This window comes from Pectobacterium sp. F1-1 (assembly GCF_025643735.1).
In the GTDB taxonomy this organism is placed as follows: domain Bacteria; phylum Pseudomonadota; class Gammaproteobacteria; order Enterobacterales; family Enterobacteriaceae; genus Pectobacterium; species Pectobacterium colocasium.
In genome coordinates this window covers 4,780,819-4,796,603 of sequence record NZ_CP104733.1, presented here as the reverse complement: position 1 = coordinate 4,796,603, position 15,785 = coordinate 4,780,819, and the positions used below count along the sequence as shown (strand labels likewise).

Genomic DNA, 15,785 nt, shown 5'->3' with positions numbered 1-15,785 from the left:
TCAGTGTCTCTCCGTCAGACTACGCTGCTGACGCCACATGCCCCAGCCTTCCATCACGGCAATAATCACGATGTACAACACCGTCGCCACGCCAAACGCCTGAAACGTGCGTAAGGTTTCCGTCTCCACCTGACGCGACGCGTAAGACAATTCAGCGACGCCAATCGCCATCGTCAACGACGAGTTCTTAACGATATTCATGTATTGCCCCAGCAGCGGCGGCAGGGCGATTTTTAACGCCTGCGGCAGCACCACATAGCGCATGGATTGCCAACCGGTTAACCCCAGAGCATGCGCCGCGTACTTCTGCCCGCGCGCCACGCCACGAATACCAGAGCGAATTTCCTCGGCAATAAACGCGCTGGAGTAGAGCGTCAGCCCGGCCAATCCCGCCAGAAACTCAAAAGAAGGCCACGCCAACGTCGTACCGAAGAGCGAAAGCGTATGCGGGGTGTTCAGCCATTGCATCATCGATGAGGGAAAAAGCTGCCCAGCACCGAAATACCAGAAAAACAACTGCACCAGCAGCGGCGTATTACGAAATAACGAGCTGTAAGCGACCACGACACCGCTCAGCACTCGAATCTGGCTGTCTCTGGCCGCGGCCAGCAGAAAACCCAGCGCCGTAGACAGAACGATCGTACTCAGGGAAATGCCCAGCGTGATCAGAAAACCGTGCCACAACCAGATGAGGTACTGAGGAGCCAACAGCCACGACTCAAGCGATTGCAGCGCCGTATCCATGCGTTTTCTCTCTCTTTTTCATTATTACGAGATACAAATAGAAATGCCCCCTGCAATGCAGAGGGCTAAAATCATAGCACCGAAGATGCCAGCTATCAGGATTTAGGTTGCTGATCCAACGGGGCAAAGGTGAAATCGCCGCGCGGTTGAGCCGATTTCGTGCTTGGCCCAAACCAGCGATCGTAGATCGTCTTCGCCTCACCCTGTTTCTCCAGGTTAATCAGCGTGTCGTTAATTTTCGCCGTCAGGCGTTCTTCACCCTTCGGAATCCCAACCCCCTGATACTCTTTGGTAATGCTGAACGGGGAGATTTCGAATTCGGCTTTCTGGGCATCAGGTACGTTCGCCAGCAAACCGACCAGCTTGGCATCATCCTGCGTGATGGCCTGAACGTTACCGTTACGCAGCGCAGCAAAGGCCAACGGCGTATCGTCATAGGAAATCACTTTGGCGGTCGGGTAATGCTCACGCAGGGTAATTTCCTGCACAGTGCCTTTATCCGCGCCGATGCGCAGCGTTTTAATATCTTCCGGCGTTTTCAGCACGCCTTTACGGGCGATGAATTTCTGTCCGGTAGCGAAGTAAGGAATACTAAAGTTAACCTGCTTGGCGCGCTCATCGGTAATGGTGAAGTTCGCAGCAATCAGATCGACTTTCTGCGAACTTAACAACGGAATACGGTTAGCCGGGTTAGTCGCTCGCAGCTCTACCTTCACGCCCAGCGCCTTACCAATCGCCTCGGCGATATCTACATCATAACCCACCAGCTTTTTGCTCTGCGGATCGACATAGCCAAACGGCGGGTTACTGTCGAAGACGGCAATTTTCACCACACCCGCTTTCTGAATATCATCCAGTTTATCGGCCTGTGCCGCACCAGAAACGGAAGCCAATCCGGCCAACAAAGTCACTGTCAAAATATGCTTTTTCATTCCCTGCCCCTTGATTATTGCTGTATTAGCAGCAGGCTATCAGCAGGGGGAAAACGCCGGAAATAACATAAACAGCTATAATATAACCTTATGTTACTTCGGTATTCTGGCAGATTATCCTGATTCAAATACAGCTAGGTAGAGTGATGGAAAGCGACAGGAAATCTCCTATTCAGACTTTTTCGGAAGAGATAACGGCAGCCAGGCACAGTATTACTACGGTTTAAGTGTAAGGAGCGGGAGCAGCATCTGATTGTTTTGCATCCACTCAACCGAATGTTCGCACCGATATGCAATAATTCTTTTTATCGTTGCGAAATCATCCAGCAGGTTCCGGTTGATTATAGGTTCGTGATGAGCAATGCGGTTGCGCAGTTTTCTCACAGTTTCTAAATCATTATAGAGATTCTGACGCAGCTGCGCGGCACTCAGGCCCTGTGCGACGGCATGAGGGAAAGCGGTGAGTATGTGATTGTTCCATAAGCGAGTATCAAATCTTCCGGTCAGCATTTTTTGCCAGAAAACAAACTTTAGTTCAGGGATAACTTTTCCCGTCGTTGGCTGATTTCGTCGCCCACTAATCAGATCATCTTTTGGCTTATAGCCATGGATAGGGATCGGTAGGCTTCGCTCAAAACCAATGGACCAAGGCCATCTGTCCCCGTATACCGTTTCAATGACTTCAGAAATAGCATTGCGCGTGAGGATTTCGCACACATGAAGAGGAACAAAAAAAGCTGCTGATATTTGCGCATTCCACATGTAAAGCCTTAAGGCTTTTTCTGTCTGAAGCAAGCCAGTCGGTCCACCGACGATATTTTCATACGTTCCTATTCTGGCCGCAGAGAGGCTATCCTTTATGCTGTTTGACGGCATCGTCAACGATCCTTATACTGACATCACTAGCCACGGGACTTGTTAGCAGTAATGCTTCCCCCCGAGGACAACAGAAGTAGCGATACAACAAAGGCTCACCATATGGTGAGCCTTTGTTGCTTTCATGCTAGTCAGAGTGAGCTAGCCTATACATTCTATTTACCATAGGCCTATAAAGCGCTGTCAAGGTTATTCCCACTGCCGGTTCTGGATAACAACCCTGTACCCATCATGATCATGAAAAGTCACACCATCTTTATCCCAGTAAGGATTGAACGAGCTGACTCTAGCAAATCCGGCCTCGTCCATTCTTGAACATGCCTCGTCCCATAACACCTTATCCGCGATGTACAGAACCAGTAAATCCTCATCTGATGGAGAAGGTGATACAGCATGGTGGTGGCATTGCGTAAATTCAAGGTGCCAGCCTAAGTCAGTATGACCCAGCATATATCCACTAAATCCCTCATGATCTGAAAAGGAACCTACTTCTTTTAGCTTAAGCCCACGACAATACATGTCACAGCTGAGCTTCAGGTTACTCACTGGCCGAGCGATACGCAGATGGTGAAAGTTCATAAGGCCTCCGTTCTAATATATCCATCACCCATATTTAACATAGGGCTATATTGCCCACACTACCTCAGTCAGAAGCACCGCTTTGTTTATCACACGACCCATTCAAGATAAATTTCCCTCTCGCGTGTTTTTCTTTACGCATTTAGCTCTAACTATTTTCCCTTACTGACAGAATAAACCAGGTCATCATCCCCCCGATCAGTCCCCAAAACGCCGCACCGATCCCCCATAGCGTCAGTCCAGAAGCGGTGATCAAGAAAGTGACCACCGCGGCATCACGCTGTTTTTCATCCAGCAAAGCGCGATACAGACTGCCCGAAATGGTACTCAGCAGCGCCAAACCGGCGATAGCGTGAATCAGCGGCTGCGGCAGCGCCGTGAAAAGCTGTCCGATAGACCCACCGAAAACGCCCGCCAGCAGATAAAATCCACCGGCAGCAACGGCAGCAAGATAGCGTTTCTTCGGATCGGGATGCACATCCGGCCCCATACAGATCGCGGCGGTAATCGCGGCGATACAAACGGAAAAACCACCGAACGGCGTCAATATCAACGCAATTAATGCTGTAACGGTAATCAGCGGGGATACAGGAACCTGATAGCCCGCGGCTTTCAGCGTGGCAATGCCCGGTGCGTTCTGCGATGCCATCGTGACAATGAAAAATGGAATACCGACGCCCAACAGCGATGCCCACGAAAAGTGCGGCGTAATAAACTCAGGTACGGCGAAGACCAGCGGTGAATCAGAGAACGTAATTTGCCCTCGGAATAAGGCCAGCAGCAGTCCAACAAGCAGCGTCAACACGATGGCAAAGCGCGGCAGCAGCTGACGGCTGAGCAAATAGGTCACGCACATCGCAAAAGTCAGCCAGAAGTCCTGTTGCAGAGAAAGAAAGGCATCCGCACCAAAGCGCAGCAGAATCCCCGCTAGCATTGCGGCAGAAATGGCTTGCGGAATGACGTTCATCAGTCGGGCAAAAAGACCGGTGATCCCACAGATAAAGATAAGCGCGGAGGCAAACAGAAACACGCCGATCGCTTCATTGAGCGATGTACCCGGCAAGGTGGTAACCAGCAGCGCTGCCCCCGGCGTTGACCAGGCGGCCAGTATCGGCGCACGGTAGTATAGCGACAGGCTAATCGATGCCAGCCCTTGGGCAATCCCCAGCATGCTTAACCAGCCACCGATTTGTACCGCGCTGGCACCCGCCGCTTCCGCCGCCTGAAAAATGATGGCAGCCGAACTGGTGTAGCCCACCAGCACCGCAACAAAACCGGCGATAAGGGTCGAAAAGCTGACATCTTTTAGCGCAAATGACGCAGGCATGGTATACCTTCACTCTTGTCGTGCGTTATAACGCACAGAAAGCGTTAACATAGCAGCGTGCGTTATAACGTACAAGCAGGAGCCAATATTGATGTCTGATGAGCTAACCCGCCGCATTGGCAACATCTTGAAAATATTAAGACAAGAGAAAAACTGGAGCCTCACGCGCACATCAGAAGAAACGGGCGTGAGCAAAGCGATGTTGGGCCAAATAGAACGGGGCGAATCCAGCCCGACGGTGGCCACCTTGTGGAAAATTGCAACCGGTATGAATGTGGCGTTCTCTACTTTCATTGAACCGACGCTCGCAGCGGAAGACGTGACGTATCGATCAGGGACAGGTTCAGCATTCAGGGAAAGCGAGGTGGGAATGCACGTTGTGCCGCTTTTCCCCTTCGACGAAAAACTGCGTTTTGATCTGTTGGTCATTGAGTTGGCAGCGGGTGCCAGCAGCACCTCATCGGCGCATGAAAACGGGGTGATCGAACATATTATTGTGCTGGATGGTCAATTGGAAATGACCATTGATGGGCAGACGCATTCACTGTCCGCTGGGGATGCCCTACGCTTTGCCGCCGACAGAGAACACCGCTACTACAACCCTACCGCTACCACAGCACGCTTCCACGATCTGATTCACTATCCTGCTAAAACTAAATCGTGATAAAAAATAACGCCCTGCAAGCAGGGCGTTAGCATGATAAGCGTAAGAACGAACTTACTCTTCCGCTTTTTTATCTTTCTGCGCCAGCAACTTTTCCAGCGCATCGCCACCAAGGTGACGGAAGTCCTGGCCTTTGACGAAGTAGAAGATAAATTCGCAGATGTTCTGGCAACGGTCACCGATACGCTCGATAGAACGGGCGCAGAACAGCGCGGTCAGTACGCTTGGGATGGTGCGGGAATCTTCCATCATGTGAGTCATCAGCTGACGCACAATGCCTTCGTACTCTTTATCCACTTTCTTGTCTTCGCGATAAATACGAATCGCTTCGTCCAGATCCATACGGGCAAAAGCATCCAGCACGTCATGCAGCATTTGCACGGTATGGCGCCCTAATGATTCCAGGCTAACCAGCAGCGGCTGATGCTGATGGGAGAATTTCTCCAGCGCGGTGCGACAGATTTTATCCGCCACGTCACCGATACGTTCCAGTTCAGAGATGGTTTTGATGATCGCCATCACCAGACGCAAGTCGCTCGCGGTAGGCTGACGTTTCGCGATAATGCGCACGCAGGCTTCATCAATCGCCACTTCCATCATGTTAACTTTGGCATCGCCTTCGATGACCTGCTGAGCCAGCTCCGCATCCTGATTATGCATGGCGGTGATGGCATCCGTCAGTTGCTGCTCTACCAGCCCGCCCATGGTCAGGACCTGCGTGCGGATATGTTCCAGTTCGGCGTTAAACTGACCGGAAATGTGTTTGTTCAGATTCAGATTATCCATGATGCTTCCTAATCAACCGTAGCGGCCGGTGATGTAATCTTCAGTCTGTTTCTGCCGTGGGGCAGTAAACAGGGTATCAGTATCGCTGAACTCGATCAGCTCACCCAAATACATAAACGCCGTATGATCGGAACAACGCGCCGCCTGCTGCATGTTGTGCGTCACAATGACCACGGTGTAGTCTTTTTTCAGCTCGGAGATCAGCTCTTCAATACGGCCAGTAGAAATCGGGTCGAGCGCAGAACAGGGTTCATCCAGCAGCAAGACATCCGGGCGGATCGCAATACCGCGGGCAATACATAGACGCTGCTGCTGACCACCAGACAGGCTATAGCCGCTCTGGTGCAGTTTATCTTTCGTCTCTTGCCACAGCGCCGCTTTGGTCAGCGCCCACTGCACACGCTCATCCATATCGGCGCGAGACAGCTTTTCAAACAGGCGCACGCCAAACGCGATGTTATCGTAGATGGACATCGGGAACGGCGTCGGCTTCTGGAAAACCATGCCAACCTTGGCGCGCAGCAAGGCGATATCTTGCTTATCCGTCAGGATGTTATTGCCATCCAGCAGAATATCGCCTTCCGCACGCTGCTCAGGATAGAGCTGGTACATTTTGTTCAGCGTACGCAACAGCGTGGATTTACCACAGCCGGACGGGCCGATAAACGCGGTAACCTGATTCGCGGCAATATCCAGCGTGATGTTTTTTAACGCATGGAATTTTCCGTAATAGAAATTCAGGTCGCGTACCTGGATTTTGTTGGATGTCTCAGTAGCCATACTCATCAAGACTTCTCTCTTTTTCCTGGCGCTGCCTGGCAACGCCTTGAATTTATTTACTGTTTCTCAACGAATTACGATTTCTTCGCTAATTAATGCTTCTTAGCAGAGAAAATAACACGCGCCAGAATATTCAGCAGCAGAACGCACAGCGTAATCAGCAGAACCCCTGCCCAGGCCAACTGTTGCCACTCCACAAACGGACTCATGGCAAATTTGAATATGGTCACTGGCAGGTTAGCAATCGGATGCATCAGATCCGTGCTCCAGAACTGATTCGACAGCGACGTAAACAGCAGCGGTGCGGTTTCCCCAGCAATACGCGCGATAGCCAGCAGCACCCCAGTGATGATGCCCGATACCGATGCCTTCAGGGTAATCGCAGAAATCATTTTCCATTTCGGCGTACCCAGTGCATAAGCCGCTTCACGCAGGCTATCCGGCACCAGTTTTAGCATGTTCTCGGTGGTACGAATCACAATCGGCACCTGCAACAGCGCCAGCGCAATCACACCCGCCCAGCCGGAGAAGTGCTGCATCTTTGCCACCACCAGCGTGTAGACAAACAGACCGACGACAATTGACGGTGCTGACAGCAGGATATCGTTGATGAAACGAATCACTTCGGCGATCCAGGATTTACGACCGTATTCCGCCAGATAGATACCCGCCATGATGCCCAGCGGCGTCCCCAGTAGCGTCGCCCACAGGATCAGTAATCCGCTCCCGACGATGGCGTTTGCCAGTCCGCCACCTGCCGTATTCGGCGGCGGCGTCATCTCGGTAAACAATGCCAGAGACATACCGTCTACGCCGCGGGTCACTGTCGAGAACAGGATCCAGATCAACCAGAACAGGCCAAATGCCATCGTAGACATGGATAAGAACAGCGCAATGCGGTTTTTCTGGCGACGCCAGGCCTGCATTTTACGCCGTGAGCGTGCCAGTTCGGCTTCTTGTTCTATGCCTAATGTAGCCATTAGCGCGCCCCCTCATTTTTTGCCAGACGCATCACCATCAGCTTTGAACACGCCAGAACAATAAAGGTAATCACAAACAGAATCAGACCCAGCTCCATCAGCGCCGCCGTGTGCAGACCAGATTCGGCTTCAGCAAATTCGTTCGCCAGCGCAGAGGTAATACTGTTACCTGGCATATACAGCGAGGCGCTATCAAGTTGGTAGGTGTTACCGATGATAAAGGTGACCGCCATGGTTTCCCCCAAGGCGCGCCCTAATCCCAACATCACTCCACCGATTACGCCGTTTTTGGTGTAAGGCAACACAATGCGCCAGATCACTTCCCACGTCGTACAGCCGATACCGTAGGCAGACTCTTTCATCATGACTGGCGTTTGCTCAAACACATCACGCATCACCGCCGCAATGTACGGGATAATCATGATGGCCAGAATGACGCCGGCCGCCAGAATACCGATCCCGAACGCCGGGCCAGAGAACAGCGCGCCCACAATAGGAATGCCAGACAGGACGTTGCCTACCGGCTGTTGGAAGTATTCGGCAAACAGCGGAGCGAAGATGAACAGCCCCCACATGCCGTAGACAATACTCGGTATGGCCGCCAGCAATTCAATCGCCACGCCAAGCGGGCGTTTCAACCATGCGGGGGCCAGTTCGGTCAGAAATAACGCAATCCCGAAGCTAATCGGGATGGCAATAATGAGAGCAATCAGTGAGGTCACGACGGTACCGTAAATCGGCACCAGAGCACCAAACTGTTCTGCGGGCGCATCCCACTCTTTCGTCCACAAGAAGGCAAAACCGAACTTCTCGATGCTGGGCCAGGACGCCACAATCAGGGAAACAATGATGCCTCCCAAGAGCAGTAGCGTGACCAGCGCCGCCAGTTTTACCAGCGTGCTGAAGAGGATATCGCCATATTTTCCCGGGGCTTTGATAGTTGGCTTGTACTCAGCCATACGTCTCTCTTCTCATTTTTAACTACATATGAAAGGCAGAGAGGTTATGATTGCCTCTCCGCCCCGATACGACTTGTTATTCCACTACGTATTTCCCAGAACCCGACAACCTCATCACGCTCTGGTTATCAACACAACGGCCGATGCAATACGTTGTTGATGCAATAATTAGTACAGCGCTTTACCGTTGCTGTCTTTTACCTGGGTTTTCCAGGCAGCACGGATTTGCTCAACCACTTCTTTTGGCAGTGTGGCGTAATCCAGAGCAGTTGCCTGCTCGCCACCTTTCTTGAACGCCCAGTCGAAGAATTTCAACACTTCAGCGCCCTGCTCAGGTTTATCCTGCTTGGTGTGAACCAGAATGAAAGTAGTTGACGTGATTGGCCACGCATCCGCGCCTTTCTGGTTGGTCAGATCCTGAGCAAAAGATTTGCTCCAGTCGATCTCTTTAGCCGCGTTGCTGAAGCTCTGTTCAGTCGGGCTAACTGGCTTACCATCGGCAGAAATCAGTTTGGTGTAAGCCAGGTTGTTCTGCTTGGCATACGCATATTCTACGTAACCGATAGAACCAGGCAGACGCTGTACGAACGCGGCGATACCATCGTTACCTTTACCGCCCAGACCGGTTGGCCAGTTAACGGTAGAGCCAGAACCGACTTTCTCTTTCCACTCAGCATTCACTTTCGCCAGGTAGCTGGTGAACACGAAAGAGGTACCAGAACCGTCAGCACGACGAACAACAGCGATATCCTGATCCGGCAGCTTGGCATTCGGGTTCAGTTTGGTGATTGCCGGGTCGTTCCATTTTTTGATGTTGCCCAGGTAGATATCACCCAGTGTTTTGCCATCCAGCGTCAATTCGCCAGATTTGATACCAGGAACGTTCACTGCCAGTACCACGCCACCGATAACGGTAGGGAACTGGAATAAACCATCCTGTGCTAATTTGTCGTCAGCCAGCGGCGCATCAGAAGCACCGAAGTCTACCGTTTTAGCGATAATCTGTTTTACACCGCCAGAAGAACCGATGCCTTGATAGTTAACTTTATTACCGGTTTCTTTTTGATAAGAGTCAGCCCATTTGGCATAAACAGGCGCAGGGAATGTCGCACCGGCACCGGTGAGGTTAGCAGCAGCAAAAGCAGAGAATGCCGTCAGAGAAAAGGTTGCCGCAACAACACTGGCAAGAGTGGTACGCATCAGTTTCATAATCCCTCCTGTGGGATACTCGACGTGTCGACGTAGAGCCGTTATCAATCAGAGTTGTCAAATCAGAGTGTAGTTCGCAGGAGGAAAAATAGGACAATTTAGTGACAGTAAAATGTACGAAATATGACAGTTTTATGACAAGTAGGCCGTGGACAGGAAAATCCAGGGGCAACCAGCCAGCGCCCGTTCAATCAAGGCGTTCTTCAGGGCCAGCGTCGCTGCATTGATGGCTTCAGTCGTCATCAAGCCATTGCCGAACGGCTCAAGCAGCTCGGCTGGAATCACCGGCAATACCGGCGGTGCAGTCTTCGTCTTGCAAGGCATGTTATGCCTTAAACACGCAATTAATGACAGTCCCACTTAGCCAGCCCACTGCCGCACTTTCTCGTGGACAAAATCCATCGGCAAACGCTCTTGTTCTAAACGCGTACAGCCGTAATCACCATTGCGCAGCATTCTAAAGAGCATCAGTTCCCGGTCAGTCAATGCAACGGGCTCTCTAGCTAACGATTCTGGCTCGTCAACCATCCTATCTCGGTAGGCCTCAACGGTCTCCAAATCCATCATCAGCGGGATAACCGTACTCAACTTACTGCGAACATCACTGAGTATGGCAAGCCCTTCAGAATCAATATCACCCCAATAGGCAACTCGCTTATTGCCAAGCCAATCAGCCCTCATCCATGAAACGTTCTTGCCTCCTCCCGACACAGCGATCGTGTCAGGGATATTATCGAGAGACAGGCACGACTGCTCATTCTCAATCACAAGAATATTTTTAGCAGGCAACTCGAAGCCTAATAATGTTTCAGACGACATTCGTAACACTGGCAGACCTCCGAGGGAATCCGCAGTGTTTTTACACAACGGCCTTACTAACAACCAATCTTTTGGCTTATCTCTGCAATCCAGCCAACTCAAAAGCCCCATTTCCTTTGCAGAGCAATCGATGATGGCTGCGGTAACTGACTCAATAAACCCCAGATTTTTCTCTATGAATTTGGTATCGACAAATATGACAGGAAGAGCCCTTAAATAACATCCACTCCCCATGCCTTTGTGAAACTGAGGAATGAGTTTAACTAGCAATTGCATGTCTGAATCACTAAAACCGGATAAGGTTTCCAGATTCGAAATGAGTACGGAGAACAATTCACGCTCATAGGTTGGCCTTATTGAGTGGACAGTGCATTTAGCAAGTTCTATGGAGAGTGAATCAAAGATATTTGCAATTCTGGACTGCCAGTTTCTAAGCTGTTTCCCTGCCTCATCACCAAGCATTTGAGCAAGCGAGCTGATATCAGGTATTGTCAAATAGGTTGGCACTTTCTGCTCAGAAAGCGATCTAAATGTTACGGTATCCCAACGGACGTTAACTTGTATGGACTCATATGCAGCCTGTTCGCAAAACGACTTCCAGGAATCCACAAACTCCTGAAAATGAATGATATTATTCAGGGCTGCATTTCCTTTTGGCGGCTTCAGAGATATCTGTATCGGAAATTCGGTCTTACCAATAAGCAAACTCTTTAAAGTCTTTCTATTATTCCAATACTTAGCCTTCAGTACTTCAACGGCATCTTGCTGGAGAAGCCCCCATGGTGGTCGACTATTTGTTTCAGACATCACTAGGCTCAACTTCCGTGTTTCGCAACTCTTTCAGCTCGATTTCACCAGCTATTTCCTTTAACTGGGCTGATTCCTTCTGATGAGCCATGCGCTGATCTATTTCTTCCCATGTGACTTCGCACAAATGACTTTCATGGAGTGCTGAGTCACGCTCAGCAATAAGTAGCGATCGTGCAGACTCCCTTGCCAGGTTGAGGTTTTTATAAGGCGTAATCAAATTAACGTGTATATGCAATTCCTTGAATACTCTAATAACTCGACGACTGACAGCCTCTGCGGTATTAGAAAACGCCTCATCCAGAAACACAGTGCAGTAAATTGGCCTGTCGTACCCATCCGGTGTTAATACATAAGCAAGGCTTGCCGCAACGATAGTGCCAGCAAATGACTCTTTCTCACCACCAGACTTTCCACTGCTTGATTCAAGCACATCTCGAACTTCAAGCGTATGCGAGTCAATCTCTTCAGCAAAAAATGACATCTGATAACGCGGGTCCAGAAGCCTCTTGCTTTCTTCATTGGTGGATGTGCCCGGTGCACTCGCCTTATCAAGAATATCAACCACGTCAGACAAGAGCCTGAATCGAGCTTCATGGTCATCACTCGTTGCTTGACTCAGTGCACTTCTGACTTTTCGCTCAAATTCCAGCACATGTGGATATTTTTCACGCTTGGAACCCAGCCTTAAATGGCTTCCTTGTTTAAATTCAGTGCGCTTCAAAACCTGGTTGATCGTATCTATTCTTTCTAAAATATCTTCTCTTTCAGATTCAAGCTTTGTCTTGATGCGAGCCAATGATTGAGTGGCATGCTTGTTCAATCGCTCTTTAAACTGATCAATTAGCTCTGGTAGCCCTTCCGTCTCAATATAGGTATAGTGTTCCAGATAATATTGCAATCCTTCCAGCCCTGTAGGCCAGTCAACAGTGATAGGTTGCCATTTATCCTTTCCTCGGAACGAACCCATTATCCCGTTTGCGACATTCTCCGCTGTGCTCTTAGAGGAACGTATCTTGTCTAATTCACCATCAATGGCTTTTTCAAAGTTCGCTTGTCGATGGGCATCATCTAACCGAATCTCGCCCACCCTTGATTGAAGCAATTGCCTGACGCCATCTGTCATTCCGGCGGCGGCTAGCTGCTGATATTTGTCCAACTGTTCTTGAGCATGAGATTTATCGTTCCCTAGTGACCCTTTCTTCGTTAAAAGCTGCCCCTTGCTTTCCTGAATCTTTTTCAGGTGTTCTTTAGCCGTATCCCACCGACTTCTGGCCACTTCAAGGTTGCCACCCGATTTTTCTAGTTCATCCAGATCAGCTTGCACACTTTCCAAACGTCTTTGCCAGTATGGTGCATTGACCTGTTCCCAGGTGTACGAGCTCAGACGTTCCCAGAGATTAGCTCTCTCAGCGTTTTTATTGAGTGCTTCTCTTGCCTCACTTAAAGTCTTATCCAACTCAGACAAACGAAGTTCCGCAGACCCTTTATCTGTATTTAGCAGCGCCAGGCGCGATTTGTTCGAGAATCCAAGACTCCAACTTCTTCGATCATCTATCTTCCGCTGGTCTTTTTTCTCAAAACGGCCTCGCTCCATATGCACAAGGCCTTCCCTAGTCATTGAAAATGGAGTGGCATCAAGTTCATCCGTGCCAGACACACACTGTAAATCAAAATTGTGCAAATGACTTTTCAACCAATCTCGATACGCATGGTCTTTCCATATCAATTTGCGAAGATAACCCCGCTCACTGAATTCAGTGAAACCTGTGGATTTTTGATCTGTTCGAACTTGAGAGACAATTTGAGCCCGTACATGCAAACCAGTATGTCTAACATTGAGCCAGCGCGTGACCATCGAGTAATTCTTTTGGGGCACAAGCATAGTCGTTTTTAGTCCACCCAGTGCCCGCTCAATGGCCCCTTGCCATGGCTTTTCGTCATCTTTGACATCCAGCAACTCACCGATGAAAACAAGTTCCTCGCTTGGCAAGTCAAGTGATTCAATCATTTCATCTCGGAGCTTCTGGTAACGAACATCGATATTTGAATCTGGACGAGCCTCTATCTCCAGAATCTCGCCTTTAATCGCATTTAAATTTTTCTGTTGCTCACTTAACTGAGCGGCAACATCACCAAAGTGATCTTGTGCCTGCTTAGTGTCTTCTTCAATTTTGGCAAAATTCTCGATTGCCGTGCTCTTGTTAGTGAAAAAAACGCCTTCATTAATCTCCGAATTCAAACTAAGTCTTCGGCAATCAACCTGATATTTAGATGAAACCTGAATTACATCATCAAGCTTGCCTCTAATATATTTAATCTCGTTTTTCAGTGATTCAATTTTATCGCCACCAAGATTCAGATATTCTTCATGCCTCTTCTCAACGGATGACTGGGCATCACTTTCGTCGATTTCTACACGGTTAATTTCTCTTGATATTGAATCCAGCGCTTTATCTATATCTTCTAGCTTCTCCGCCCAAAGAATGGAAAGCGCCTCACCAAAGTACGTCGCTAGGTTACTTTTTTCCAGCAGGAGTGAATCAAGGGACTTGGTGGCCTTTGCGATGGAATCGGCCAGCTCAGGCAATCTGCTTAAATGGCTGTACTGCTCTTTCGCATCAATCAGCTGTTCATGTATTGCTACGAGGTCGGCAAATTCCTCCACAACATTTTTCGCATCCTCTTTTACACCACTTGGTTCGAGCACTAACTCACGTATTAGCTTGGTTAGATCATCAATCTTTTTTAAACCAAGCGCTCGCGACAACAATGCAGGGGCGTTCTTGTTGTCCATATAGAGATGCTTTCGGTATAGCTCCTGATAATCTGAGAAATTACTGTCGCAATCTGTTATGGCAGGATCGTCCCGTAACCACTGTTTGAGTTGCCTCGTATTACCTTCACCAAAGGCATCGAGAAGCTCTTTAAGTTGGAGATTACGCTTGGCGACAAGATAAACACGCTTTACATCACCCAGTGTATTTGTCGCGCTTGTAGTCCAGAAAAGCACCGCTAAAGTGATACATGAATCATCGTCAGCTCGATAAAGTGCTCTCAGGCCGGTAACAACGCCCTTTTCCCGTTTGCTTTTTACACGGGTTGAAGCTCCATCATGAGCCGAACCAAAACTTCCCCGCATATAAGATAAGAGAGAACGGTCGGAGCGATCACCTTGTGCTGCGGCGACATTGAATATTGCTTTGCCTGCCGGCAGAAGAAGAGCCATCAACCCATCAATAAAAGTCGACTTTCCGGCACCATTGTCTCCCGTTACCAATGTTCCTTCCGGGTCAATAGCAGCAGTATGTAACCCATGAAAAGACCCCCAGTTGAACACTGATAGTTCAGACAACCTTATTTGCCCCTGAGAAAACAAATCATTACTTGGTATTGAGTCACCGATATCATTGGTAGAAGACTTAGCTAAGTTTTCGAATAAATCAGCAGTCATTTCTGATCTCTTCCCGCACGACCTGTTTCGTTGAGTTGCTCTAGGGCTAGCGCAGTGTATTCAGTCAACATTGTCTCTAAAAAACTGGCATTCACTACGTAACGAATGATGGGGGTGATTTCGTATCGATCTTCTTCGCCTCTGATCGTCGACAAAACTTTCCGCTTAACCATCTCTTTTACTCTAATCAGTAGCTTTTTTCGATCTTTTGACGCGTGGTCAGTTATCGGAAGGAAGGGCGTCAGATAGGATTCTAAACGTTCGATATCAATCGTAATTTTTTGTTCTCCTGCCGACTCTCGATCCTGATAATGCTTTCTTAAAACAAGTAGTATCAATGTATCAAACAGGGAAAGGGTACGCTTTGGGATCAAGGTGGCTGATTCGTCAGAATCTGACGCCTCATCTTCCAACCCATCATCTTCGATATTGCCAACATACTCTGAGAGAGTACTGGCCACGAATGCCACACCAGATTTCTGATCAAGTACCAGTTGGAGGTAAACTTCAGATAGATGCTTCCGTATCGCCAATTCATAACGGCAAAGCTGTTCAAATAGTTTCGGTTTTTGTGATGCCATAATGGAGCCCTGCCGCATCAGATGAACCAAAACTCGCCGGGTATCATGAGGCATTTCAGAATCACTGAATTTGGCGCTCTCCGTTATTAACCCCGCCCCGTCGCTTTCCAAAGACTGGTCTTCAAAGTCTCGATTCGGAACTTTGGGAATTGGATCATTTAAATTATGGGGATCATCCGATACCTCGCTGTTTCCTTCATTGCCTTCGTTATGTAGCTCTTGATCGGATTTGCCTGTTACCATCGAGAAGAAGCTATTGGGTGGCGTGTTGTTCGTCATTGGCTTTCC

The 15,785-nt window shown here is 49.1% G+C and carries 14 protein-coding genes and 1 pseudogene; 1 reads left to right on the top strand and 14 read right to left on the bottom strand.

What is annotated here, in order from left to right; genetic code table 11:
• The 5 genes from NAL19_RS21535 to NAL19_RS21515 all read right to left on the bottom strand — a co-directional run bounded on the left by NAL19_RS21535 (position 1) and on the right by NAL19_RS21515 (position 4,458).
• Positions 1 to 744 carry an amino acid ABC transporter permease gene (locus tag NAL19_RS21535; protein WP_263058404.1) on the bottom strand — a complete coding sequence of 248 codons (744 nt, stop codon included), beginning with the start codon at positions 742 to 744 and terminating at the stop codon, positions 1 to 3.
• Positions 745 to 839: 95 nt separating this feature from the next.
• The gene (locus NAL19_RS21530; protein ID WP_225086350.1) at positions 840 to 1,676 is read right to left on the bottom strand and encodes an ABC transporter substrate-binding protein; all 837 of its coding nucleotides are present in this window, start codon (positions 1,674 to 1,676) and stop codon (positions 840 to 842) included.
• Positions 1,677 to 1,892: 216 nt separating this feature from the next.
• Entirely contained in the window at positions 1,893 to 2,552 is a 660-nt protein-coding gene (locus NAL19_RS21525) for a hypothetical protein (RefSeq protein WP_225086349.1), read from the bottom strand.
• 189 nt (positions 2,553 to 2,741) lie between these two features.
• On the bottom strand, positions 2,742 to 3,131 hold the full coding sequence (locus NAL19_RS21520) for a VOC family protein (protein ID WP_225086348.1): 390 nt from the start codon (positions 3,129 to 3,131) through the stop codon (positions 2,742 to 2,744).
• 148 nt (positions 3,132 to 3,279) lie between these two features.
• Positions 3,280 to 4,458, bottom strand: coding sequence for a benzoate/H(+) symporter BenE family transporter (locus NAL19_RS21515; protein WP_263058403.1), 1,179 nt, complete (start codon positions 4,456 to 4,458; stop codon positions 3,280 to 3,282).
• A 91-nt stretch (positions 4,459 to 4,549) separates the two neighbouring features.
• Here NAL19_RS21515 and NAL19_RS21510 point away from each other — a divergent pair, with 91 nt between their 5' ends.
• A complete protein-coding gene (locus NAL19_RS21510; protein ID WP_263058402.1) occupies positions 4,550 to 5,122 on the top strand; it encodes a helix-turn-helix domain-containing protein in 573 nt (190 codons plus the stop codon).
• Positions 5,123 to 5,176: 54 nt separating this feature from the next.
• Here NAL19_RS21510 and phoU read toward each other — a convergent pair whose 3' ends face one another.
• The 9 genes and pseudogenes from phoU to NAL19_RS21465 all read right to left on the bottom strand — a co-directional run bounded on the left by phoU (position 5,177) and on the right by NAL19_RS21465 (position 15,776).
• On the bottom strand, positions 5,177 to 5,908 hold the full coding sequence (phoU, locus tag NAL19_RS21505; protein ID WP_225086345.1) for a phosphate signaling complex protein PhoU: 732 nt from the start codon (positions 5,906 to 5,908) through the stop codon (positions 5,177 to 5,179).
• Between the two features lie 12 nt (positions 5,909 to 5,920).
• Entirely contained in the window at positions 5,921 to 6,694 is a 774-nt protein-coding gene (gene pstB / locus NAL19_RS21500) for a phosphate ABC transporter ATP-binding protein PstB (RefSeq protein ID WP_010681437.1), read from the bottom strand.
• Positions 6,695 to 6,780: 86 nt separating this feature from the next.
• Positions 6,781 to 7,668: a phosphate ABC transporter permease PstA gene (gene pstA, locus NAL19_RS21495; protein WP_015842339.1), complete on the bottom strand. Its 888-nt coding sequence runs from the start codon at positions 7,666 to 7,668 to the stop codon at positions 6,781 to 6,783.
• Complete coding sequence (gene pstC / locus NAL19_RS21490) at positions 7,668 to 8,627, bottom strand: phosphate ABC transporter permease PstC (protein WP_015842338.1); 960 nt, start codon at positions 8,625 to 8,627, stop codon at positions 7,668 to 7,670. The genes pstA and pstC overlap by 1 nt, the downstream gene beginning before the upstream one ends.
• A gap of 168 nt (positions 8,628 to 8,795) precedes the next feature.
• Entirely contained in the window at positions 8,796 to 9,836 is a 1,041-nt protein-coding gene (pstS, locus tag NAL19_RS21485) for a phosphate ABC transporter substrate-binding protein PstS (protein WP_225086344.1), read from the bottom strand.
• Positions 9,837 to 10,007: 171 nt separating this feature from the next.
• Positions 10,008 to 10,160: pseudogene (locus NAL19_RS21480) on the bottom strand (IS256 family transposase); the annotation flags it as partial.
• Between the two features lie 36 nt (positions 10,161 to 10,196).
• Positions 10,197 to 11,462 (bottom strand): Wadjet anti-phage system protein JetD domain-containing protein, encoded by a 1,266-nt coding sequence (locus NAL19_RS21475; protein WP_225086343.1) that lies wholly within the window; start codon positions 11,460 to 11,462, stop codon positions 10,197 to 10,199.
• Positions 11,455 to 14,916: an ATP-binding protein gene (locus NAL19_RS21470; protein ID WP_225086342.1), complete on the bottom strand. Its 3,462-nt coding sequence runs from the start codon at positions 14,914 to 14,916 to the stop codon at positions 11,455 to 11,457. The genes NAL19_RS21475 and NAL19_RS21470 overlap by 8 nt, the downstream gene beginning before the upstream one ends.
• Positions 14,913 to 15,776, bottom strand: coding sequence for a DUF4194 domain-containing protein (locus NAL19_RS21465; RefSeq protein WP_225086341.1), 864 nt, complete (start codon positions 15,774 to 15,776; stop codon positions 14,913 to 14,915). The genes NAL19_RS21470 and NAL19_RS21465 overlap by 4 nt, the downstream gene beginning before the upstream one ends.
• Positions 15,777 to 15,785: the final 9 nt, after the last annotated feature.